Origin of the sequence: Pantoea sp. AS-PWVM4, from assembly GCF_000468095.1 — a bacterium.
GTDB lineage: Bacteria > Pseudomonadota > Gammaproteobacteria > Enterobacterales > Enterobacteriaceae > Pantoea > Pantoea phytobeneficialis.
In genome coordinates, this window is sequence record NZ_ASZC01000023.1 from 92188 (window position 1) to 114687 (window position 22500).

Genomic DNA, 22500 nt, shown 5'->3' on the forward strand with positions numbered 1-22500 from the left:
ATCCCTCCTTTCCCGAGCTGTGACCCTCTTCACAACTCTGTTAAGTCGACTTGTATGGTAGTATTTGCAAGCGTATTTTTTCATCATTGATTTCCCGTTAAAGCCCCTCGACCGCGAATGACGGCCAGGGCAAAGGAGCTGATGATGAAAAGTGTGGTGATTGAACAACCGGGTGAACTGGTACTGGCAGAGCGTCCCTTACCGCAACCTGCTGCCGGTGAAGTTCGCGTGAAAGTCCAGTTTGCCAGCATCTGTGGTTCGGATGTGCATATCTGGCACGGCCACAACCCTTTTGCTAAATATCCTCGCGTTATCGGGCATGAATTCTTTGGGCTGATCGACGCCGTCGGCGAGGGCGTCGATGCACAGCGTGTTGGCGAACGCGTGGCAGTCGATCCGGTTGTCAGTTGCGGTCACTGCTATCCCTGCTCGATTGGTCGCCCCAACGTTTGCAAGGAACTTCAGGTGATCGGCGTGCATCGCGACGGTGGTTTCAGTGAATTCGCGGTCGCCCCAGCCAAAAACGCCTTCCGTCTGCCTGATGCGATTCCCGATAAGCTCGCCAGCATGGTTGAACCCTTCACCATCGCCGCCAACATCACCGCGTTCCTGAAACCACAATCACAGGATGTGGCGCTGATTTACGGCGCAGGCCCAATGGGACTAACCGCCATTCAGGTACTAAAAGGCGTCTATGGCGTTGAACAGGTACTGGTGGTGGATCGTCTGCCAGAACGCCTCGCATTGGCGCAACAAAACGGTGCCGACCAGGTATTCAACAACAGCGAGATCCCGCTGGCGGCGCAACTGGAAGGGCTACAGCCGACACTGATCATCGATGCCGCCTGTCACCCCAGCATTCTGGCGGAAGCGGCCGCCCTCGCCTCTCCGGCCGCACGCATCGGCTTGCTGGGCTTCTCCGGCGAACCGTGCAGCATTACGCAACAAAGCCTGACCAGTAAAGAACTGTCGCTGTTCACTTCACGTCTGAACAGCAACCGTTTCCCGCAAGTGATTGAGTGGATGGAAAAAGGCCAGATCCAGCCAGAGAAGCTGGTGACGCACTACTTCCCGCTGGCGGACATTGAACGTGCCATGACGCTGTTTGAAAAAGACCCACGCACCTGCTGCAAAGTGATTCTACACATGGGTTGAGTTAACCTTCACACCAGGTGTCCTCTTGCCGGTGCGTACCCGCCGGCAATAATACAATAAAGCAAGATGTCGGAGTTTCTATGTTAAAGAACCTGCGCTGGACCCTCGTACTGCTGTTATTTCTGGTTTATATGATCAATTACCTCGATCGTATTGCCCTGTCCCTGACCGTACCGCTGGTAGAAAAAGATCTGATGATCAACGCTGAACAGTTCGGCATGATTTTCGGCAGCTTCTTCTTCGGCTATGCGCTGTTTAACTTTATTGGTGGCCTTGCGACCGATAAATTCGGCCCGACCATTGTGCTGGGCACCGCTGTGGGTATGTGGTCGCTGTTCTGCGGTATGACCGCACTGGCGACCGGCTTCTGGTCAATGATGATTCTGCGCGTGCTGTTTGGTATGGCAGAAGGCCCAATCTGCGCCTCGGCTAACAAAGCCATTAATGGTTGGTTCCCGAAAAAACAAGCGGCTACCGCGATGGGCCTGCTCAGTGCCGGTTCACCGCTGGGTGGTGCCGTCGCCGGCCCAATTGTTGGCTATCTGGCGCTGTCATTCGGTTGGCGTCCCGCTTTCGTGGCAATCTGCCTGATTGGTCTGGTATGGATGGCGTTCTGGTTCTTCTTTGCCGCTGATAATCCGGCGAAAAGCAAGCGCGTCTCCGCGGAAGAACGTGCGCTGGTGGAAAAACTGAAAGCGGAGCAGCCCGGTGAAGAAACCGATCTGTCCGGTGCTGTACATGGTATGGGTTACTACCTGCGCCAGCCGATCATCCTGGTCACCGCTTTCGCCTTCTTCTGCTACAACTACATCCTGTTCTTCTTCCTGAGCTGGTTCCCGGCCTATCTGGTGCAGGCGCATGGCCTGGATATCAAAGCCATGAGCATCACCACCATGATCCCGTGGATTGTCGGTTTCGTCGGCCTGGCATTGGGCGGCTGGATCTCCGATAAAATCTTCAACATTACCGGTAAGTTACTGTTGTCACGTAAAATTGTGCTGGTGGTCTCACTGCTGGCCGCCGCAATTTGTGTCGCGCTGGCCGGTACGATAAAAGAGGTGAATTCGGCGGTGATCATGATGTCGATCTCCATCTTTTTCCTCTACATCACCGGCGCGATTTACTGGGCGATTATTCAGGACGTGGTGCACAAAAGCCGTGTCGGCAGTATCAGCGGCTTTATTCACCTGGTGGGTAGCCTGTCAGGCATTATCGGTCCCATCGTCACCGGTTTTATTGTCCAGCACACCGGCAAGTTCGATAGCGCCTTTATCCTGGCGGGTGTGGTTGCGGGACTGGGCGCGCTGCTGGTGCTGTTTGTTATCCGCAGCCCAAAAACCAGTAACAAACCGGTCTCAGCCTAAAAAATTGACCATTGCGGGGCGGCTTTACGCCCCGCCTGCTAAAAGGAATGATTATGTTAGAGATTGGCAGCCTTCCCGCCGATGTTCAGCGTCCAGGCTATGATCGCAGCCGCCTGAAAACCCGCATGGTCCACATCGGGTTTGGTGCCTTTCATCGTGCCCACCAGGCACTGGCAACGGACAAGCTGGCGGAACAGGGCAGCGACTGGGGTTATTGTGAGGTGAACCTCAACAGCGGCGCGTTGATTCAGGCTTTGCGCCAGCAGGATTTGCTCTACACCCTGACTGAAATGGCTGATGACAGCCTGCATACCCGGGTGATAGGCGTGGTGACTGGTGCGCTGCACGGTAAAGGGGACGGTATCGATGCGGTTATTGAGGCAATGTGTCAGCCGGATGTGGCGATTGTTTCGATGACCGTCACCGAAAAAGGGTACTGCCACCTACCCGCCAGCGGCAATCTCAACCCTGATCATCCCGATATCGTGCACGATTTGGCGCATCCGCAGGAGCCACATTCGTTACCCGGCCTGATTCTGGCAGCGATAATCCGTCGACGCGCAGGCAATCTGCCGCCCTTTAGCGTGATGTCCTGCGACAACATGCCAGAGAATGGTCATGTGACGCGCAACGTGATTGTGCAACTGGCGGAGCGACACAGCTCAGAACTGGCCGACTGGATCAAAAACCATATCACCTTCCCTTCCACCATGGTGGACCGCATCGTCCCGGCGATGACCGATGCCGCTTTTGCCAACCTCACTGCGCGTCTCGGGTGCGAAGACCCGGTGGCAGTGGAAGCGGAACCCTTTTTTCAGTGGGTGATCGAGGATAACTTTGTGAGCGGGCGTCCGGCGTGGGAAAACGCCGGAGCAGAACTGGTCAGCGATGTGCTGCCGTTCGAAGAGATGAAGCTGCGAATGCTGAATGGCAGCCACTCGTTCCTCGCGTATCTCGGCTATCTGGCGGGTTATGAACATATCAGCGATTGTATGGCCGATGCGCACTATCGCCATGCCGCCCGTGCCCTGATGATGCAGGATCAGGCTCCGACACTGCGTACTACCGGGGTGGATCTGGCCGCGTATGCCGATTCGCTGATCGCCCGATACGAGAATCGCGCCATTAAACATCGCACCTGGCAAATCGCCACCGACGGCACGCAAAAGCTGCCACAGCGAATGCTGGACAGTGTGCGCTGGCATCTGCGCAATGGCTCTGACTGTGACTTTTTGCTGTTGGGTGTGGCAGGCTGGATGCGTTATGTCAGCGGCGTTGATGAGCACGGTCAAGCCATTGAGATTCGCGACTCGCTGAAAGAGGAACTGGCGCGCATTGTAGCGACCAGCGAAGAAGGCGCGCCGCGTGTCCGGGCGTTGCTGGGGCTGAAAGCGGTGTTCGGTGACGATTTGCTGCAACACCCAGGCTTCGTGAGCCGGGTGACAGAACTTTATCAGCAGTTGTGTGCCGAAGGGGCGCGTGCCACGGTGCATGCCCTCAGTCAGGAGTAACGCCGCAACAAACTGGTAGCGCAGATGCAGCGTGCTGATTAGACTGAATCTTTCCCATAAAGGCTGGTCAATACCAGCCATAAATACGGATATTGCTGCATGTCAATTGCCTATACCATCACCACCAGCGAACCGGTGAATCAGCAGATCTATCGCTATTTGCGCCGGGACATTGTCACCTGCGCCATTCACCCTGGCTCGCTGCTGTCGGAAAAAGAGGTTTCTGCGCGCTTTAACGTCTCTCGTCAGCCGGTGCGCGAAGCTTTTATCAAGCTGGCTGAAGCCGGCCTGGTGCAGGTATTGCCGCAGCGTGGCACCTTTGTGCGAAAAATCTCTGCCCAGCGCGTTGCTGATGGTCGTTTTATTCGTGAAGCGGTGGAAATTGCCGTGGTCCGCCGGGCCGCGCAGGAAATTACGCCTGTCGCCCTGATGGCGCTGGAGCATAACCTGCAACTGCAACGTTTAGCGGCCGAACGCCACGACAGCCAGGCGTTTCTCGCCCTCGACGATGAGTTTCATCGCCTGATTGCGGAAAGTATCAACTGTCTGCTGGCCTGGGAAACGGTGGAAAATATCAAAGCGACCATGGACCGGGTGCGTTTTCTGACACTAAGCGAAGTCTCACCGCCGGAGAACTTGATCCAGCAGCATGAAGAGATTTATGCGGCGCTGAAAGCGCACGACGTTGAGGCTGCGGAGTCGGCAATGCGCCGCCATTTGCAGGAGATGATTATGACAATAACGCCGATTGCAGAACGTAATAGCGAGTGGTTTGAAGCGCCTTAAGCAGTGTGACATGCCGTAGCGGCGCGATTTATCGCGCTGTTTTTTTGCGGCATCATGCGCAGAATTGCGCCGCTACGGTTTAATTATGCGATCGTCACATCTTTGGACAAATACACATCCTGCACCGCGTTAATCAGCTCCACGCCCTCTTTCAGCGACTTCTTAAACGCTTTGCGTCCCAAAATCAGTCCCATACCGCCGGCGCGTTTGTTAATCACCGCCGTGCGCACTGATTCGGCCACATCGGTTGCCCCCGCAGCCGCACCGCCAGAGTTAATTAACCCGGCGCGCCCCATATAACAGTTCGCCAACTGGTAGCGTACCAGGTCGATAGGGTTTTCGGTGGTCAACTTGCTGTAAACGCGATCATCGGTATGGCCGAAATTCACCGCGGTATAACCCCCGTTATTCTCTGCCATTTTTTGCTTCACGATATCCGCGCCAATGGTCGCGGCCAGATGGTTAGCCTGACCGGTTAAATCGGCGCTGGCATGGTAATCCACGCCATCTTTCTTGAAGCCGTTATTGCGCAGGTAGGCCCACAGCACCGTCACCATACCCAGCTCATGCGCACGTTCAAACGCGGCGGAGATCTCTTCAATCTGGCGACGTGATTGCTCAGAACCGAAGTAGATGGTGGCCCCGACCGCAATGGCTCCCATATTGAACGCCTGCTCGACGCTGGCGTACAGCGTCTGATCATATTGCGTCGGATAGCTCAGCGTCTCGTTGTGGTTCAGCTTCACCATAAACGGGATCTTGTGCGCATAACGCCGCGCCACCGAGGCCAGCACACCGTAAGTGGAAGCGACGCAGTTGCAACCCGCTTCAATCGCCAGCTCAACAATATTTTTCGGGTCGAAGTAGTGAGGATTGGCGGCAAATGAAGCGCCGGCGGAGTGCTCAACCCCCTGATCAACCGGCAAAATCGACAGGTAACCCGTCCCCGCCAGGCGACCGGTGTTGTACAGCGTTTGCATGTTGCGTAATACCACAGGAGAACGATTGTTATCGGTCATTACGCGATCAACATAATCCGCGCCCGGTAAATAAAGGCTTTCCGCTGGAATGGTCATGCAGCGATGTTGAAGAAGGCTATCCGCTTCTTGGCCCAATAACTGAACGATGTCCGTCATACTCACTCCTGATTAATGGCTGGATTGGAACCGGCACCTGCCGATTCGCCCCCAACAGCCTGGACCGGGATCCGCCAGGCTGGCAAATTGCTGACTCCATTTTTCAGACAGATACGCAGGCAAAAAATGGCAATTCGGCGTTACGCACTACCACCAACGATGAAAATGGTGCACCGGTCCAATGCCTTTTCCGACTTCCAGAGAATCGGCATGCAGTAACGCTTGTTGCAACCAGGCTTTAGCCTCGGAGAGCGTCGCAGCCCAGTCATCATGGCGTGGACGTAGCGCCGCCAACGCAGCTGACAGCGAACAACCGGTGCCGTGGGTGTGGCGAGTATTGACGCGTGGCGCGGTAAAACGCTGACGTCCGTTGCGGGTGATAAGCCAATCCGGGCTCTCCGCATCACTCAGATGTCCGCCCTTCATCAGTACCGCTTCACACCCGAGATCCAGCAATGCATCCCCCTGCATCAGCATCGTCTTCTCATCCTGCGCCACACTGCGGCCAAGCAGCGCCGCGGCTTCTGGCAAATTCGGCGTAATCAACGATACCTGTGGTAACAACAACTCACGCAGGCTGGCGATGGCATCCGGTGATAACAACGCATCGCCACTTTTGGCAATCATTACGGTGTCCAGCACCACGAACGGCAGGCTGGCACGCTTCAGCTTGTCAGCAACAATTTCCACCACCGCCGTTTCCGCCAGCATGCCAATTTTTGCCGTATCGATACGCACATCATCGAGCACCGAATCCAGCTGCGCTCCGACAAAATCTGGTTCGATACGATAGACCGACTGCACACCACGGGTATTCTGGGCCACCAGCGCGGTAATGACGCTGGTGCCATAGGCACCCAGCGCGGAGAAGGCTTTGAGATCGGCCTGAATTCCAGCACCACCGCTGGGGTCAGTACCGGCAATAGTCAATGCATTAATACGTTTCATGGCGTCACCTCCAGCGTCCACAGCGCATCCAAAAAGGCAGCAACAAAGCTGCCCGGCCCCTGGATCTGGCGTGCCGCCCGTTCACCGGCCAGTGACATGACCCGACAAGCTGCCGCCACATGTTGCAGACGTTCACCCGGCAGGCTGGCAAAAGCCGCCACCACTGCCGACAACGCACAACCTGTCCCCACTACGCGTGTCATCAGTGGGCTGCCGCCCGGGATGGCAAAGGTATGCTGACCATCGGTGACGTAATCCACTTCGCCGGTTACCGCCACGATGCTGCGGTAATCGTGCGCCAACTGTTGAGCAGCGCTGAGTGCGGCGTCAGCCTGATGCAAACTGTCCACGCCACGCCCGCCCGCCGCCTGGTTCGCCAGGGCAAGGATTTCCGAGGCGTTGCCACGGATGGCTGCCGGTTGCAGGGTCAATAGCTGCTGACAAAATTCGGTGCGAAAGGTTAACGCGCCCACCGCGACCGGGTCGAGCGTCCAGGGCGTGCCGGCACGGTTTGCCGCCTCTACCGCAGCCTGCATGGCGACGCTGCGATCGCGCGTCAGCGTGCCCACGTTGATGAGCAGAGCATCGGCATAACCGCTGAACTGTGCGGCCTCATCAGCGTCGATCACCATGGCAGGTGAGGCGCGCAGTGCCAAAAGGACATTAGCGGTAAAGGTCTGTACCACATCATTGGTCATGCAATGTACCAGCGAAGCATGTTGATGCAGTAACTGAAGCGAGTGCGCGAGTTGCGCGGAGGAAAGAAGGTCAGGTTGTTTCATAAAGCTCCCAACCGGCGATCAAGAAGGCGAATGCGGTCAGGCATCTGACTTCCCTACGCTGGCATTATCCAGATCAGGTGGTACGGGTATTTCTCAGCCTTCACAAGGAAGGGCACCCCGAGTCATTTATATGACTGGCAGATTAGGGCAAGTGACTTGCTGACGCAAGCCCGCCCTGCTCAATATACCGCTGGGCTTTTTCCCCCATACGTTGCGTAGCGGCGCGATTTATCGCGTAAAACTTCAAGTTCGTGTGATAAATCGCAGCACTACGATTGAAAACAAATACACATTGCGCATGTGGTCGTTGCTTGTAAAATGACCACCGAGATTATTCCCACAACAAGACGAAGGATTTATGACAAAAGGAATTGTGCTTTGTCAGGGAGACAGGACGTCATGCGGCGGCAAAATCACCGCAGGTTCTGCTCATGGCTTTAATTTACAAAAACCGCAGGCGCAAGAAGGCGATCCTGTTACCTGTGGGAAAGAAGAACCCCTGTCTCGCGAGAGACTGGTTTAGCGGCTTCGGCTCCAGCCGCATTAATGCCAAAATTTCAGTCAGAACCAGAACAACATGCACAAACAACCAGGCCGAAAACAGGGGTTGATGCGGGTTTTACCGTTATCCCTTATGGAGGGACTACAGAAGTCTGGCAACGTCTGCTATTCACTGAAAACCCGCCAACAGGAGCCACACAACTGTTCGCCACACTGAACGGTGCAAATGAAAAGTATAAAGCCGGTTCAATTATGCTTCTGGTTGATCCTGATAAGCAGGACGATGAACAGATCGCCTACTTGCTTCAAGCCAAGGCGCGGGTTGATGCAGCTCTGGAACCTCTGACACAGGAGGAAGCCAATTTCCTGCATCAGCACTACGCTACTATTGCCAACTTCACGAATATTGCCGAAAAAGGTATTGGTCTTGCAGCCGAACCGGTTGGTAAATACTTTGAAAACATCGAAAAGCTCCTGAAAGAGATTCAGGAAACTTACAAAAACACCTACATGACGCGCGGGGCATTAATTGGTGAGCACTTCTATGTGAAGCGAGCGCAGTTATTTACGGAGCTTGAACGGATCCTTAAAATTGGCTTTCTCAATAAAGCAATGAAACTTGGTGAATACACCAAAATAAAAAATGCTCTCGGTTTGTCTACCAGCTCGATCACGCATAAATGGAATGAAACCGGGATCAAAGACATTGAAGGCTACGCAACCCACATTGAGCGTGCTGCTAAATACGTGAAAGCCATGCGCTATACTGGCTATATCGGAATCGCCTTTAGTGCAATTCACTCAATTAATGAAATCAATGAGGCTTGCTCAATTGGCCGGGAAGATGAATGTTCTAAGAAAAAATACACCGAGATTGGTCGCTTCTCTGGAGGACTGTTAGGTAGCTATGCTGGCGGTGCATTAGGCATGGGATTATGTACACTTATCTTAGGTGGCGCAACGATAAAAATTGGTGGGGCTGGTGCATTAATGTGTGGCGTAATATTGGGTACAAGCGGAGGTTATTTGTTCGGCCAAGGAGGTTCTGATTTAGGTGCGACTTTAGGTGACTCAATATATGAAACTGTAGGTAAATAACGTGCATACTCTTTTTATGATATTAACACCAGCAGGGATGCTGACCATCCTCATTTCTTTCATATATTCAACATTAAAAAACAAACAACACAAAATATTATGCAACGAATTCTATAAGGAATTCGGCTATTACCCAAGTGACATCGCAGCGTATGAAAGAGGTGGCATGTTATTTACATTCCAGAAAGACATTCATTTCATTATCGCACTATCATTCAAAGAAAGCAGTTTCTTTGTGCGAAATATAAACAAGGATCTGTATAAGTTCATTCGTGAACAGCCGAAAAATAAAACATCCTGGATAAAAATAAAATTTTTCCTCTTGCTATCTGGAGTAATTATTTTAACAGTAGACTATGTTATATTTTCTCTGCTCATTAAGAGTTCTCATTGAACGATAGCCAGCAGATTACTTGCTGGCAGCCCTCCATTCATAATGGGGATGATAAACCGGTGAGTCCGCAGCAAGAAAAAACCCCGCAGAACGGGGTTAGTCAGTTATTTTCTTCCTGAAAATCACTTTCGCTGATATTGATTCAAGTACTGCTTAACTTTCTCAGTACCATTACCTACGTTAGCAACAGCGGTACGCAATTGTGTCGCACTCACTTCCAGGGTGTTCGTCCAATACTCAACCTCCCAGGTTTCAGTAAGACTAATAAAGCGTTTGTCTTCCGGTTGTTTTCTCTTTAAATCATCAGCCATTTTGCAGCTCCTGAGGTTAATCCTGAAAACATGACTATCGCTTCTTAAGAAGAGTAACTCGTTAGCTTAACCGAAGGATGTTAGCCGTCCGGTGATTGCCATACAGCCCCACTTAAGGCCAGGAGCCAGCACAGCGCTGGCTTCCGGAAAAAATCCTAGACAATATGGCTGACGATATCAAGGTATAGCAACTACACCAAAGAACAACAGAACAAAACTTTTTTGCTGCATCTAAAGGCTGAATGTTGTTCCCGGTTTTCTGCTAATCAACAGGATCAAGTACTGACAAACAATTGACTCACAAAAACAACAAAACAGTAACATTATGATTTTAGTGAATTAAATGCTTATTTTTGCGTCCTGCGTCATAAATCGTACTCATCGTCATTGATAATTCGCGTCACGAAAAATAGCATCTGCGCACTGGTTACATGAAGTAACAGTAAATGGAAAGCATCATCACACAAGGAATTATCACGGAGGATTTACCATGCACAGGACAGTTCGCACGTCGCTATCCACAGCCATCGCCACAGCACTTCTCATTACATCATTTATCCCTGCCCCTGCTTTAGCAGCCGGTTTCATTGATGACTCATCCCTGACCGGTGGCCTCTACTACTGGCAGCGGCAGCGCGATCGCAAAGAGATGGATCCGCAACAGGGTAAATACGGCCAGTATGATGCCAACCTGCATCATGCAACAGGCAATGCCAGCCTCGATTTCTCCTCAGGCTATCTGGCGGACGTCATCGGCCTTGACCTTGCTGCGTATGGCGCGCTGGAGCTGACTCATGGTGGTCCGGCTGCACCCAACGAAATCGGGTTCAGTGATGCCAGTAGCCGCTGGGATGAAAAATGGACCGGTGATAAAAGCGGTGCCAGTCTGTACAAAGCTGCGCTAAAAACCCGATGGCAGGATTACTGGCTGCGTGCCGGATACCTACAACCCACCGGCCAAACGTTACTGGCACCGCACTGGAGTTTCCTGCCAGGAACTTACCGTGGTGTCGAAGCGGGAACCACCTATGACTTTGGTGATACGGGAGCCCTTTCCTTCTCATGGATGTGGACCGATCAATACAAAGCGCCCTGGTACCAGCATATGTACAACTTCCGCAAAGCAGACGGCACTACGGATGTACCGTGGCTGCAATCTTTCGGCGCGAAGTACGATTTTAAAAATAGCCTGGTCGTGGAAGGGGCTTACGGCCAGGCCGCAAACTACATGGATCAATACTTCGCCAAAGCGTCGTATCAACTGCCGTTGGCCGGTTCGCCGTTGCGTACCAGTTATCAATTTTATGGTGCACAGGATCGCGAGGGAGGCGGCGCCAGCAACGTCAACAATGTCTATGACGGTTTAGCCTGGCTCCAGGCGATGACTCTCGGCTACACCCTTGGCGCATTTGATTTCCGCCTGGAAGGCACCTGGGTAAAAGCAGAAGGTAATCAGGGCTTCTTTTTACAACGCATGACGCCCTCGTACGCCAGTTCCAATGGTCGCATGGACGTCTGGTGGGACTCGCGTTCAGACTGGAACGCGAATGGTGAGAAAGCCGTGTTTGCTGGCGTGATGGCCGATCTCGCACACTGGCAATTGCCGGGTTGGCAGGTTGGTGGCTCCTATGCCTATGGCTGGGATGCGAAGCCTTCCACCAATCCCATATACAACCAACAGCAGCGCCTGACAGAATCCGCCTGGAGCCTTGATCTGGTGTACACCTTGCAGGAAACACGCGCTAAAGGGACGCAGTTCAAATTGCATTACACCCAATATGACAACCATAGCAACCTGCCGAGCTACAGCGGTGGCTACGGCAACATCTTCCAGGATGAAAAAGACATCAAATTTATGGTCATTGCTCCCTTTACTATTTTCTGACGCTAAGCGGGCTGGACCCCGCTATTGTCATCCATGCACAAGGATAACCGCATGAAAAAGTTACAGTTAAGCTTTCTGGCACTCAGCATGATGGGCATCACCGCCTGTAGTGCCGTACCGCAAAATCAGCAACAGGTCGTCGATCAAATCAGTCAGTTTGGTGTGCAGTACCAGGTCACGGATAACCAGGCTGCCAGCCACGGCGTGGATTGCGCCCAGCTTGGTGCTGACTGGGCATCCTGCAACCGGGCAACCATCAGATTGACCAACCACGGTCCGGCCATCACCAGCAAAAACTGGGCGATTTATATGAGCAACGTGCATGAAACCCTGCGCGTTGATAATGACCAGTTTAAAATGACGCATATCGTCGGTGATTTAACCCGACTGGAGCCTACGGATAAGTTCACCGGATTTGCTGCCGGGGCCACGGTGGAGATCCCCATCGTCAACGAATACTGGCAACTGTTTATTACCGATGTAATGCCGCGCTGGTACGTCACTGCCGCAGGGGCATCGCCCAAAATTATCACCAGCACCGACACGGAAAATTTAACCGATTTTGTCATGCCGTTTGGCGAACAGTGGAAACGTACCGCAGATGACAAAAACGTGCTGATGCAACCGGTCAGCCGCTTTGAGAAAAATGCCGATATCAAGCTGCTGCCTGCTGTTTCGCTGCGTGGACAGATCACCCCCACGCCGCGATCGGTGAAAATTCATACGGCAGATGTCGATCTGAGTCAGGGCGTCGCACTCCAGTTGAATACCCTGACGGCTGACCAGGCGGCGGCCGTGCAGCAACGCTTTGCCCTGCTGAATATCAAGACGAACCCAACCGGTTATGGCATCGCAACGCAAATCGATGCCGCACGCTTCAAGGGAGAAGAGGCCGTGTCCGGGGCGTATCATTTAACCATCACCCCACGCGGCACTGACATCGTCGGCTATGACTCTGCGGGCGTTTTCTATGGACTGATGTCGCTGCTGTCACTGGTACCGGCAGAGGGTAAACCGCTGATCGCCACCCTCGAGGCCCAGGATGCCCCCCGCTTCGCTTACCGTGGTGCATTCCTGGATGTGGCGCGTAACTTCCACAGCAAACAGGCGGTACTCAGCATGCTCGACCAGATGGCGGCATGGAAGATGAATAAATTCCATTTCCATCTGAGCGACGATGAAGGTTGGCGCATTGAAATCCCCGGACTGCCGGAACTGACTGAGGTTGGCAGCAAACGCTGTCACGACATGGATGAGCAACGCTGTCTGGTGCCACAACTGGGTTCTGGTCCGTTTAGCGATAACAACGGCAGCGGCTACTTCAGCCGCGCCGATTATATCGACATCGTGAAATACGCTCAGGCACGCAACATTGAAGTGATCCCGGAAATTGATATGCCCGCGCATGCCCGTGCTGCGGTTATAGCGATGGAAGCGCGTTATAACACCCTGATGAAGGCCGGTAAAACCCGTGAAGCGAGCGAGTTCCGCCTGGTCGATCCCACCGATACGTCTAACACCACGTCAGTACAGCTGCACGATCGCACCAGCTATCTCAATCCCTGCCTCGACTCGTCGCAACGTTTTGTTGATAAGGTGATTGGAGAGATCCAGCGAATGCATCGTGAAGCCGGTCAGCCGCTGAACACCTGGCATTTTGGCGGTGATGAGGCGAAAAACATTCGCCTTGGTGCCGGTTACACCGACATCTCTAACCCGGAAGCTGGCAAGGGGGTCCTGGACCAAAGTAAAGAGGATAAACCCTGGGCGAAATCTCAGGTCTGCCAGGCATTGGTGAAATCCGGCAAGGTACAGGATCTGGAACACCTCCCCAGCCACTTCGCGTTGGAGGTCAGCCAGCTGGTCAAAGCGCACGGCATTCCAGTGATGCAGGCGTGGCAGGATGGTCTGAAAGATGCAGCTAATGCGCAGGCCTTCGCCACGTCCCGCACCCGCGTTAATTTCTGGGATACGCTTTATTGGGGCGGGTTTGACAGCGCCAACGACTGGACGCAGAAAAACTACGATGTGATCATCTCTAACCCGGATTACGTCTATATGGATTTCCCGTATGAGGTCAATCCTCTGGAACGCGGTTATTACTGGGGCACCCGTTTTAGTGATGAACGCAAGATGTTCAGCTTCGCACCTGATAACCTGCCGCAAAATGCTGAAACCTCGGTTGATCGTGATGGCAATGCGTTTGCCACTACCTCGGAGAAACCCTGGGGTGGCGCATATGGTCTTTCTGCCCAGTTGTGGAGCGAAACCGTACGTACCGATCAGCAGATGGAATATATGATCTTCCCGCGTTTGTTATCCGTGGCCGAACGTAGCTGGCATCGCGCCAGCTGGGAACTGGATTATCAGCAAGGTCGCAACTTCAAAGGGGGAGAAACCCAGCATGTAAACCAGAAGCAGCTCAAGCGCGACTGGCAACGTTTTGCCAATCTGCTGGGGCAACGCGAACTGGGTAAAATGGATAAAGCCGGTATCCACTACCGTCTGCCGGTGCCTGGCGCACGCATTGTCGAGGGTAAGCTGGAAATGAATGTCGCCCTACCTGGTTTGCCGCTGCAATATAGCCTCGATAACGGCAACAGCTGGCTGGATTATAACCCGCAAGACCGTCCTGAGATTGGCGTAAACGACAAGGTGATGGTGCGCAGCCAAAGCCCGGATGGTACACGGATAAGCCGCGCAGAAGCACTGTAAATCGCGAAATTGCGCTGGATCAATTCAGGCTGGTAATCAACCACACCGGTCTGACTGATCCAGCGCAAATTTTCCTGCCAACGCTAAATCAATCAAAATAGAGGCGCCGCATTAAATAACCAATAAGAGTTACGTGAATGAAATTAAATAAATAACAAAGATCAAAATAATTAAAATAAAACCATCATCCCCAGCGGGGTATTTTTATCTGCAAATAAGAAATAATATCAAAATGAGACCGACATCACTGCAACTTGATTAATATCAAGCCGCCACCAGGAAAAAAACGGCCTAATTTCATTCCGGACTAAAAGCTCATAATTCCGGTAAACACAATGAAATTAAAATTATTCAGTTTTATTCCGCACGCACACAAATGGCGCAACATCACAATTTCACGTAAAGGCGCAGTTTCACCAGGCGGCCGCCACTATCACTCCACGCATGTTCAGGCTCATTGCAAAAGGTGTGGCGAACGCATTCATCGCGTTTATTATCGTGATATCAGCGATGCCGAAGCGCGTCGTTGGTTAGGATAATCGTCTTAATATCAGCGGATTGTATGTTGCAGCCCTTGGCTGGCATGTTACCCTGCAAGCATTGACCTCTTGCCAATATTGCAGCTATGCCTGATTTGCTTACAACATTGAGTCATCAGATCTACCTCTCGGCCCCATTATTTATCCTTATTTTTCTTGGCTACTGTCTGACCCGTATTGGCAAATGGCCGGCCAGCATCAGCGAAGGGATGAATCGGTTTGTTTTCAACGTTGCCCTGCCCTGCATGCTGTTTGATGTAATGAGTGACTTTTACAAAAGCCCACCCGTGGATTTCCGTCTGCTGCTGGCATTTTTTGGTAGCTGTTTGCTGGTGTTTATTGTCGGGCGCATCATCGCAGCAAAAGTGTTTCAGTTGGAAAGCATCGCCGGGTCGGTGTTTGCACTGGGCGGTATTTTTTCCAATAACGTGATGCTGGGTATTCCGATTGCCACCGTGCTACTCGGGGAGCAGGCGTTGCCCTCGGTGGCGCTAGTGCTGGTATTCAACAGCCTGATCCTCTGGACATTACTCACGGTTTCGGTGGAGTGGTCAAAACACGGCAGCTTCTCACTTCAGGGTCTTGGCCGAACGGTGATCAGCGTGCTGAAGAATCCGTTAATTATCGGCATCCTGAGCGGCACGGCATGGAGTTTCCTGCAACGACCGCTGCCTCTGATTGCCGCCCAACCAATTGACATGCTCGGCACCATCGCAGCACCGCTGTCGCTGGTGACGCTTGGCATGAGTCTGGCCCATTACCGGGTACGTGATGGCCTGAAGGAGAGTTACAGCATCTGCCTGTTGAAACTGATTGTGCAGCCGATGTGTATCTGGGCGATCGCATGGCTGACCGATCTCCCGGCGTTGGAAAGTAAAGTGGTGGTTTTACTCGGTTCGATGGCGGTCGGGGTCAATGTTTATCTGATGTCGCAGAAGTTTCAGGTACTGACCGGTCCCGCAGCAGCCAGTATGTTGTTTTCAACGCTATTTGCCGCAGTGACGACCCCAGTGTGGATGATGCTGATGACGCTGGCCGGTTATTAAGTTGCCACCTCGCGTAATGCTGCGTAACAGCGCGATATATCGGGGAAATTTTCACAAAAAAAAGCCCCGCAACACAGGTTGCAGGGCGGTTGCGTGGCTATCGCAAGAAAACTTATTCAGCCGGTTTGGTACGGATCAGATAGTCAAAGGCGCTCAGTGACGCTTTCGCCCCTTCACCGCTGGCAATGATGATCTGTTTGTACGGCACCGTGGTGCAGTCGCCCGCAGCGAATACGCCTTTCAGGCTGGTTTCGCATTTGGCATCAATAATAATTTCACCCATGCGGTTGCGCTCCACCGCACCTTCCAGCCAGGTGGTATTTGGCAGCAGGCCGATCTGGACAAAAATACCGCTGAGTGCAATTTCATGGCTGGTCTGGGCGTTGCGGTCAATATAAGACAGACCGGTCACTTTGCTGCCGTCACCTTTCACTTCAGTGGTTTGCGCGTTCAGGATCACATCCACGTTTTTCAGGCTGCGCAGTTTATCCTGCAACACCTTGTCGGCACGCATTTCACTGGCGAATTCCAGCAGCGTCACATGTTCAACGATACCTGCGAGGTCAATCGCCGCTTCAACGCCAGAGTTACCTCCGCCGATGACTGCCGTACGTTTGCCTTTGAACAGTGGGCCGTCACAGTGCGGGCAATAGGTCACGCCTTTGGTGCGATACTCTTCTTCACCCGGCACGCCCATATTACGCCAGCGAGCCCCGGTCGCCAGGATAATGCTGCGAGATTTCAGCACTGCGCCAGATGCCGTTTCAATCGCATGCAGGCCACCCTCTTTGGCGGCAGGGATCAGTTTGATCGCGCTCTGGGTGTCAATAACATCCACATCGTAATCATCAACGTGTGCGCGCAGTGAACCGGCCAGCTTCGCGCCTTCGGTTTTCGGCACTGAAATGTAGTTCTCGATGTCGACGGTATCCAGTACCTGACCACCAAAACGCTCGCCCATCAGGCCAGTGCGGATACCTTTACGTGCGGAGTAAATGGCTGCCGCTGCACCCGCCGGGCCGCTGCCTACGATCAGCACTTCATAGGCATCACGTTTGTTCAGCTCTTCCGCCGCGCGTTTTTCAGCGTTGGTATCCACTTTGCCGACGATCTCTGCCAGGCTCATGCGGCCCTGGCCGAACTCTTTACCGTTCAGGAACACCGCCGGTACGCCCATCACGTTACGGTCGGTGATTTCATTCTGGAACATGCCACCGTCAATCGCGGTGTGGCTGACGTTCGGGTTCAGGATCGCCATCAGGTTCAGCGCCTGCACCACATCCGGGCAGTTGTGGCAAGACAGGGAATAATAGGTTTCGAAATGGAACTCGCCTTCCAACGCAGCGGCCTGATCCAGCAGGCTTTGTGCTTCTTTAGAAGGATGTCCACCGGTTTGCAGCAGTGCCAGCACCAGTGAAGTAAATTCGTGGCCCATCGGCGAACCAGCAAAACGCGGGCCGCTGTGGCTGCCAGGGTTAGTAATCAGGAACGAAGGTTTACGTACCGGGCGATCGTTCTCTTCGCGGAAGCTGACTTTGTCAGACAGGCTCGCGATATCTGCCAGCAGGGTCCGAATCTCTGAGGATTTGGCGCCATCATCCAGTGTGGCAATTAACTCAACCGGTTTCGTTAATTTCTCAAGGTAAGCCTTGAGTTGGGTTTTTAAATTGGTGTCGAGCATAATAAGTTCCTGTTGCTGGTCGAAAAATCGGGTGCCGTAGCACCCGATTGGAGAAAAATCGAAGAGCTGGGAGGTTGCTTAGATTTTGCCAACCAGGTCCAGTGATGGAGCCAGAGTTGCGTCACCTTCCTGCCATTTAGCCGGGCAAACTTCACCTGGGTGAGAAGCAACATACTGAGCCGCTTTCACTTTACGCAGCAGGTCAGATGCGTCACGGCCAATGCCTTCTGCGGTGATTTCGATAGCCTGGATGATGCCTTCCGGGTCAACGATGAAAGTACCACGATCTGCCAGACCTTCTGCTTCACGCATGATTTCGAAGTTACGGGTCAGCGCACCAGTCGGGTCACCGATCATCGCGTATTTGATTTTCGCGATGGTTTCAGAAGAACCGTGCCAGGCTTTGTGGGTAAAGTGGGTGTCGGTAGAAACAGAGTAGATATCTACGCCCAGTTTCTGGAATTCTTCGTGATGATCAGCCACGTCGCCCAGTTCGGTCGGGCAAACGAAGGTAAAGTCAGCTGGGTAGAAGAAGAAAACACTCCATTTACCCTCAACGTCTTTCTCGGTTACGTCGATAAATTCGCCGTTTTTGAATGCTGCGTTTTTGAACGGTTTAATTTTGGTGTTAATGATAGACATCGGGTGACCTCCGTTAAAAGATGTGATGCAGGTTACATAATTTTCGGGCCAACATCTAATATGCAGCCGTTATCAATTGGATAAACAAAAGCTATCAAACGCGGTAAGGCCCGAGGGGTGCGGCCTGCCGCGGCATTCTACACAGAAATCACCCTGATTTAACGTGGTTTATCTTTTTGCCGCATCGCTGCTACTTTTGAGTTAACCGCCTGCTGGAGTTTATCTGTGCAAATCCGATTTTTTCAGGAAGCTGATCGCCCTTTTCTGCGCACGTTGTTCCTCGCCGCACGCCGTTGCAACTGGACCTGGCTTAAGGGGGATGACTGGCAGTTGGAAGATTTTGACCGGGTGATCCTCGGTGAGACGGTGCTGGTGGCCGAGTTGAACGGACATCGCGCCGGGTTTGCCGGGGTGCTGGATAATGATAATTTCCTGCACAGCCTGTATGTTGACCCGGCTTTTCAGGGCCAGGGCGTTGGCAGTGCATTGCTGAAAGCCGTGCAGGCACGTTTTACCGGCACCGGCGCGTTAAAATGTTTGCTGCTGAATGTGCCGGCGCAACGCTTTTATCTGCAACATGGCTGGCAAAAGGTGGCGCAAGGTGAAAGCGATCAGGGGAAATATCTGTTGATGCACTATCCGCTGGCGACACGCACCAGCGGAACCTGAACCCTTAAACCGCGCGGAAGGCGATATCACCAGGGATTACTTCCCCCTGCCAGTAAAGCTGCGCGGCGACACGGCCCGCCAGTTGGCGATACAACGCGGTAAACTCGCTATCGGGACGGCGGATCACCGTCGGCTCGCCATCATCCAGATCCTCACGCAGATTAATATGCAAAGGCAACTGGGCCAGCAGACGGGTGTTGTAATCCTGCGCCAACTTTTGTGCCCCGCCAGTGCCAAAGATCGGCTCATGATGACCGCATTCGCTACAGATATGAATGCTCATGTTCTCCACCACGCCAAGTACCGGCACGTTGACCTTCTCGAACATCACAATCCCTTTGCGTGCATCAATTAACGCAATGTCCTGGGGCGTAGTGACCACCAGCGCACCCGTGACTGGCACATTCTGCGCCAGCGTCAGCTGGATATCGCCAGTGCCGGGCGGCATATCCAGCACCAGATAATCCAGATCCGGCCACAGGGTTTCATTCAGCAACTGCATCAGTGCCTTGCTGGCCATAGGGCCACGCCACACCATCGCGTTGTCATCCGTCACCAGATAACCAATCGAGTTAGTCGCCAGCCCGTGCGCCATTATCGGTGCCATATGGGTGCCATCTGGCGAGGTCGGTCGTTGGTTTTCGGTGCCGAGCATATTCGGGATCGACGGACCGTAAATATCCGCATCAAGGATGCCGACGCGCGCGCCTTCCGCCGCCAATGCCAGTGCCATATTCACCGCGGTACTCGATTTACCGACGCCGCCCTTGCCTGAACTCACGGCGATGATATTTTTCACTCCGGTGGCTCCGGGATGATTTTTCACCCGCTTCAGCGTGGCGATATCGTGCCGTAGCCGCCAGTCAATGGCATCGCTCTGCGTCAGTCGCAGCAGCTCGCCACTGGTCTGTGCTTTCAACTCTTCAAACGCACTGGCCCAGGCGAAAGGCATCACCAGTTCAAGATGCAGTTTGCCATCCAGTAACGCCACATGGCGCAACGCTTTCAGGGTGGTCAGATTGTGTTGCAGTGTCGGGTGTTCAAAGCCACTCAGCACGCCCATCACCACGGCACGTAGGGCCTCGGGTGAATATTGTTCCCGGGATAGTGAAGTCATCCCCGCTCCTTACTCTTTATTCTGACGCTGAATTTCAGCGATGTGTTTTCAATAATATCAGATAGGCGCTAAATGTGACCGTGGTTGTCCCCAGAGAGTGCTTCGGTTAACATCTTAAGCCCGATTTTTCATTTACAGAAAGCTACGCAAACTATGACTCAAGTCGCTAAAAAAATTCTGGTAACGTGCGCTCTGCCATACGCGAACGGTTCAATCCATCTCGGCCACATGCTCGAGCATATCCAGGCAGACATTTGGGTGCGTTACCAGCGAATGCGTGGCAATCAGGTTTACTTCATCTGCGCTGATGATGCGCACGGCACACCGATCATGCTGAAAGCCCAGCAGCTCGGTATCGCGCCTGAGCAGATGATTGCTGAGATGAAGCAGGAACACGAGACAGATTTCGCCGGCTTCGACATCAGCTATGACAACTATCACTCGACGCACGGCGATGAGAACCGCCAGCTGTCGGAGCTGATTTATCGCCGTCTGAAAGAGAACGGTTTTATTAAAAATCGCACCATCTCTCAACTGTTCGACCCGGAAAAAGGCATGTTCCTGCCTGACCGTTTCGTCAAAGGTACCTGCCCGAAATGTAAATCGCCGGATCAGTATGGTGACAACTGTGAAGTCTGTGGCGCGACCTACAGCCCGACGGAATTGATCGAGCCAAAATCCGTCGTCTCTGGTGCGACACCGGTGATGCGTGATTCCGAACACTTCTTCTTCGACCTGCCGTCTTTCAGTGAAATGCTTCAGGCATGGACCCGTTCTGGCGCGTTGCAGGAGCAAGTGGCGAACAAGATGCAGGAGTGGTTCGAGTCTGGCCTGCAACAGTGGGACATCTCGCGTGATGCCCCGTATTTCGGCTTCGAAATCCCTGATGCTCCGGGCAAATATTTCTACGTATGGCTTGATGCACCTATCGGCTATATGGGTTCCTTTAAGAACCTGTGCGACAAACGCGGCAATATCGATTTTGACGAATTCTGGAAACAAGATTCCACTACCGAGCTGTATCACTTTATCGGCAAAGATATCGTTTATTTCCACAGCCTGTTCTGGCCAGCGATGCTGGAAGGCAGCCAATACCGTAAGCCGACTAACCTGTTTGTACACGGCTATGTGACGGTAAACGGCGCGAAGATGTCGAAATCACGCGGCACCTTCATCAAGGCCAGCACCTGGTTGCAGCACCTGGATGCCGACAGCCTGCGTTACTACTACGCGGCGAAGCTCTCTTCACGCATTGATGATATCGATCTGAATCTGGAAGACTTCGTCCAGCGCGTCAACGCAGACATCGTCAACAAAGTGGTGAACCTGGCGTCACGTAACGCGGGCTTCCTGACCAAACGCTTTGGCGGCAAACTGTCGGCTGAGCTGGCGGATCCAGCGTTGTATCAGACCTTTATCGATGCTTCAGAGAAGATCGGCGAAGCCTGGGCCAGCCGTGAATATAACCGCGCAATCCGTGAAATCATGGCGCTGGCGGATCTCGCCAACCGTTATGTGGATGAGCAGGCACCGTGGGTGGTGGCGAAACAGGAAGGCCGTGACGCTGACCTGCAAGCCATCTGTTCAATGGGTATCAACCTGTTCCGCGTACTAATGACCTGGCTGAAGCCGGTACTGCCGTCGCTCAGCGCGCGTGCAGAAGCCTTCCTGCAAAGCGAATTGAGCTGGGATGCCATTCAGCAACCGCTGTTGGATCACAACGTGGCACCGTTCAAAGCGCTGTATGGCCGCATTGAGATGGCTAAAGTGGACGCCCTGGTTGAAGCATCAAAAGAAGATGCTGCCGCGGCCAACAAACCGGCTGTTACCGGACCTTTAGCTGACGCGCCGATTGGCGATGCCATCACCATTGATGATTTCGCTAAAGTCGATATGCGCGTGGCGCTGATCGAGAAGGCTGAGCTGGTGGAGGGTTCGGATAAATTGCTGCGTCTGGAGCTGGATCTCGGCGGCGAAAAACGTCAGATCTTCTCGGGTATCCGTGCTGCCTATCCGGATCCGTCCGTGTTGGTCGGCAAGATGACCATCATCGTTGCCAACCTGGCACCGCGTAAGATGCGTTTTGGTATCTCGGAAGGCATGGTGCTGTCAGCCGGACCGGGTGGAAAAGACCTGTTTGTGTTGTCGGTGGATAGCGGCGCGCAGCCTGGGATGCCGGTAAAATAATACGCCGCTGTTACCCTCACCCCGGCCCTCTCC

Annotated in this window: 19 protein-coding genes and 1 riboswitch; of the genes, 12 read left to right on the plus strand and 7 right to left on the minus strand. The window is 53.2% G+C overall.

From position 1 onward, the window contains the following. The first annotated feature begins 144 nt into the window (after positions 1-144). From L579_RS20090 to L579_RS20105, 4 genes are all read left to right on the plus strand, one after another. On the plus strand, positions 145-1155 hold the full coding sequence (locus L579_RS20090) for a Zn-dependent oxidoreductase (protein WP_021185998.1): 1011 nt from the start codon (positions 145-147) through the stop codon (positions 1153-1155). A gap of 80 nt (positions 1156-1235) precedes the next feature. Then, a complete protein-coding gene (locus L579_RS20095; RefSeq protein WP_021185999.1) occupies positions 1236-2519 on the plus strand; it encodes an MFS transporter in 1284 nt (427 codons plus the stop codon). Positions 2520-2572: 53 nt separating this feature from the next. Next, the gene (locus L579_RS20100) at positions 2573-4030 is read left to right on the plus strand and encodes a mannitol dehydrogenase family protein (protein WP_021186000.1); all 1458 of its coding nucleotides are present in this window, start codon (positions 2573-2575) and stop codon (positions 4028-4030) included. 99 nt (positions 4031-4129) lie between these two features. Beyond that, entirely contained in the window at positions 4130-4816 is a 687-nt protein-coding gene (locus tag L579_RS20105) for a GntR family transcriptional regulator (protein ID WP_021186001.1), read from the plus strand. Between the two features lie 83 nt (positions 4817-4899). On the opposite strand, the gene fbaB is transcribed toward L579_RS20105, so the two are convergent. The 3 genes from fbaB to thiM form a co-directional block, all read right to left on the minus strand. Continuing rightward, a complete protein-coding gene (fbaB, locus tag L579_RS20110) occupies positions 4900-5952 on the minus strand; it encodes a class I fructose-bisphosphate aldolase (protein WP_021186002.1) in 1053 nt (350 codons plus the stop codon). A gap of 147 nt (positions 5953-6099) precedes the next feature. Then, positions 6100-6900 carry a bifunctional hydroxymethylpyrimidine kinase/phosphomethylpyrimidine kinase gene (gene thiD / locus L579_RS20115; protein WP_021186003.1) on the minus strand — a complete coding sequence of 267 codons (801 nt, stop codon included), beginning with the start codon at positions 6898-6900 and terminating at the stop codon, positions 6100-6102. Further along, positions 6897-7682: a hydroxyethylthiazole kinase gene (gene thiM / locus L579_RS20120; RefSeq protein ID WP_021186004.1), complete on the minus strand. Its 786-nt coding sequence runs from the start codon at positions 7680-7682 to the stop codon at positions 6897-6899. Before thiM ends, thiD begins: the two co-directional genes overlap by 4 nt. Before the next feature lie 33 nt (positions 7683-7715). Beyond that, positions 7716-7812, minus strand: a riboswitch (TPP riboswitch). A gap of 228 nt (positions 7813-8040) precedes the next feature. Between thiM and L579_RS24220 the strand changes: the two genes are divergently transcribed. Further along, positions 8041-8205 carry a PAAR domain-containing protein gene (locus L579_RS24220; RefSeq protein ID WP_235056629.1) on the plus strand — a complete coding sequence of 55 codons (165 nt, stop codon included), beginning with the start codon at positions 8041-8043 and terminating at the stop codon, positions 8203-8205. A 23-nt stretch (positions 8206-8228) separates the two neighbouring features. Further along, positions 8229-9281, plus strand: coding sequence for a hypothetical protein (locus L579_RS20125; RefSeq protein WP_021186005.1), 1053 nt, complete (start codon positions 8229-8231; stop codon positions 9279-9281). A gap of 516 nt (positions 9282-9797) precedes the next feature. Here the strand turns inward: L579_RS20125 and L579_RS20135 are convergent. Beyond that, positions 9798-9986, minus strand: coding sequence for a DUF3606 domain-containing protein (locus L579_RS20135; protein WP_036627648.1), 189 nt, complete (start codon positions 9984-9986; stop codon positions 9798-9800). Between the two features lie 490 nt (positions 9987-10476). Here L579_RS20135 and L579_RS20140 point away from each other — a divergent pair, with 490 nt between their 5' ends. The 4 genes from L579_RS20140 to L579_RS20155 all read left to right on the plus strand — a co-directional run bounded on the left by L579_RS20140 (position 10477) and on the right by L579_RS20155 (position 16171). After that, on the plus strand, positions 10477-11871 hold the full coding sequence (locus L579_RS20140) for a chitoporin ChiP (RefSeq protein WP_021186006.1): 1395 nt from the start codon (positions 10477-10479) through the stop codon (positions 11869-11871). A 51-nt stretch (positions 11872-11922) separates the two neighbouring features. Beyond that, positions 11923-14586, plus strand: a complete 2664-nt coding sequence (locus tag L579_RS20145; protein ID WP_021186007.1) for a beta-N-acetylhexosaminidase — start codon at positions 11923-11925, stop codon at positions 14584-14586. Positions 14587-14921: 335 nt separating this feature from the next. Next, on the plus strand, positions 14922-15125 hold the full coding sequence (locus L579_RS20150; protein WP_021186008.1) for a hypothetical protein: 204 nt from the start codon (positions 14922-14924) through the stop codon (positions 15123-15125). Positions 15126-15211: 86 nt separating this feature from the next. Then, positions 15212-16171: an AEC family transporter gene (locus L579_RS20155; RefSeq protein WP_021186009.1), complete on the plus strand. Its 960-nt coding sequence runs from the start codon at positions 15212-15214 to the stop codon at positions 16169-16171. A 112-nt stretch (positions 16172-16283) separates the two neighbouring features. Here the strand turns inward: L579_RS20155 and ahpF are convergent, their stop codons facing one another. Together ahpF and ahpC are read right to left on the minus strand one after the other, a co-directional pair. Further along, the gene (gene ahpF, locus L579_RS20160) at positions 16284-17852 is read right to left on the minus strand and encodes an alkyl hydroperoxide reductase subunit F (RefSeq protein ID WP_021186010.1); all 1569 of its coding nucleotides are present in this window, start codon (positions 17850-17852) and stop codon (positions 16284-16286) included. Positions 17853-17930: 78 nt separating this feature from the next. Further along, positions 17931-18494 (minus strand): alkyl hydroperoxide reductase subunit C, encoded by a 564-nt coding sequence (gene ahpC, locus L579_RS20165; protein WP_013509781.1) that lies wholly within the window; start codon positions 18492-18494, stop codon positions 17931-17933. Positions 18495-18719: 225 nt separating this feature from the next. Here ahpC and L579_RS20170 point away from each other — a divergent pair, with 225 nt between their 5' ends. Next, complete coding sequence (locus L579_RS20170) at positions 18720-19163, plus strand: GNAT family N-acetyltransferase (RefSeq protein ID WP_021186011.1); 444 nt, start codon at positions 18720-18722, stop codon at positions 19161-19163. A gap of 4 nt (positions 19164-19167) precedes the next feature. Here L579_RS20170 and apbC read toward each other — a convergent pair whose 3' ends face one another. Beyond that, positions 19168-20280 (minus strand): iron-sulfur cluster carrier protein ApbC, encoded by a 1113-nt coding sequence (gene apbC / locus L579_RS20175; RefSeq protein ID WP_021186012.1) that lies wholly within the window; start codon positions 20278-20280, stop codon positions 19168-19170. Between the two features lie 153 nt (positions 20281-20433). Between apbC and metG the strand changes: the two genes are divergently transcribed. Continuing rightward, the gene (metG, locus tag L579_RS20180; RefSeq protein WP_036627651.1) at positions 20434-22467 is read left to right on the plus strand and encodes a methionine--tRNA ligase; all 2034 of its coding nucleotides are present in this window, start codon (positions 20434-20436) and stop codon (positions 22465-22467) included. Positions 22468-22500: the final 33 nt, after the last annotated feature.

What these genes read in the sequence shown, in the direction of transcription:
- thiD (WP_021186003.1), bottom strand. Translation starts at nt 6,900, where the DNA reads ATGAAACGTATTAATGCATTGACTATTGCCGGTACTGACCCCAGCGGT.
- L579_RS20135 (WP_036627648.1), bottom strand. Translation starts at nt 9,986, where the DNA reads ATGGCTGATGATTTAAAGAGAAAACAACCGGAAGACAAACGCTTTATT.
- L579_RS20100 (WP_021186000.1), top strand. Translation starts at nt 2,573, where the DNA reads ATGTTAGAGATTGGCAGCCTTCCCGCCGATGTTCAGCGTCCAGGCTAT.
- L579_RS20125 (WP_021186005.1), top strand. Translation starts at nt 8,229, where the DNA reads ATGCCAAAATTTCAGTCAGAACCAGAACAACATGCACAAACAACCAGG.
- L579_RS20095 (WP_021185999.1), top strand. Translation starts at nt 1,236, where the DNA reads ATGTTAAAGAACCTGCGCTGGACCCTCGTACTGCTGTTATTTCTGGTT.
- L579_RS20090 (WP_021185998.1), top strand. Translation starts at nt 145, where the DNA reads ATGAAAAGTGTGGTGATTGAACAACCGGGTGAACTGGTACTGGCAGAG.
- metG (WP_036627651.1), top strand. Translation starts at nt 20,434, where the DNA reads ATGACTCAAGTCGCTAAAAAAATTCTGGTAACGTGCGCTCTGCCATAC.
- L579_RS20145 (WP_021186007.1), top strand. Translation starts at nt 11,923, where the DNA reads ATGAAAAAGTTACAGTTAAGCTTTCTGGCACTCAGCATGATGGGCATC.
- L579_RS20150 (WP_021186008.1), top strand. Translation starts at nt 14,922, where the DNA reads ATGAAATTAAAATTATTCAGTTTTATTCCGCACGCACACAAATGGCGC.
- L579_RS20105 (WP_021186001.1), top strand. Translation starts at nt 4,130, where the DNA reads ATGTCAATTGCCTATACCATCACCACCAGCGAACCGGTGAATCAGCAG.
- ahpC (WP_013509781.1), bottom strand. Translation starts at nt 18,494, where the DNA reads ATGTCTATCATTAACACCAAAATTAAACCGTTCAAAAACGCAGCATTC.
- thiM (WP_021186004.1), bottom strand. Translation starts at nt 7,682, where the DNA reads ATGAAACAACCTGACCTTCTTTCCTCCGCGCAACTCGCGCACTCGCTT.
- L579_RS24220 (WP_235056629.1), top strand. Translation starts at nt 8,041, where the DNA reads ATGACAAAAGGAATTGTGCTTTGTCAGGGAGACAGGACGTCATGCGGC.
- L579_RS20155 (WP_021186009.1), top strand. Translation starts at nt 15,212, where the DNA reads ATGCCTGATTTGCTTACAACATTGAGTCATCAGATCTACCTCTCGGCC.
- L579_RS20140 (WP_021186006.1), top strand. Translation starts at nt 10,477, where the DNA reads ATGCACAGGACAGTTCGCACGTCGCTATCCACAGCCATCGCCACAGCA.
- apbC (WP_021186012.1), bottom strand. Translation starts at nt 20,280, where the DNA reads ATGACTTCACTATCCCGGGAACAATATTCACCCGAGGCCCTACGTGCC.
- ahpF (WP_021186010.1), bottom strand. Translation starts at nt 17,852, where the DNA reads ATGCTCGACACCAATTTAAAAACCCAACTCAAGGCTTACCTTGAGAAA.
- fbaB (WP_021186002.1), bottom strand. Translation starts at nt 5,952, where the DNA reads ATGACGGACATCGTTCAGTTATTGGGCCAAGAAGCGGATAGCCTTCTT.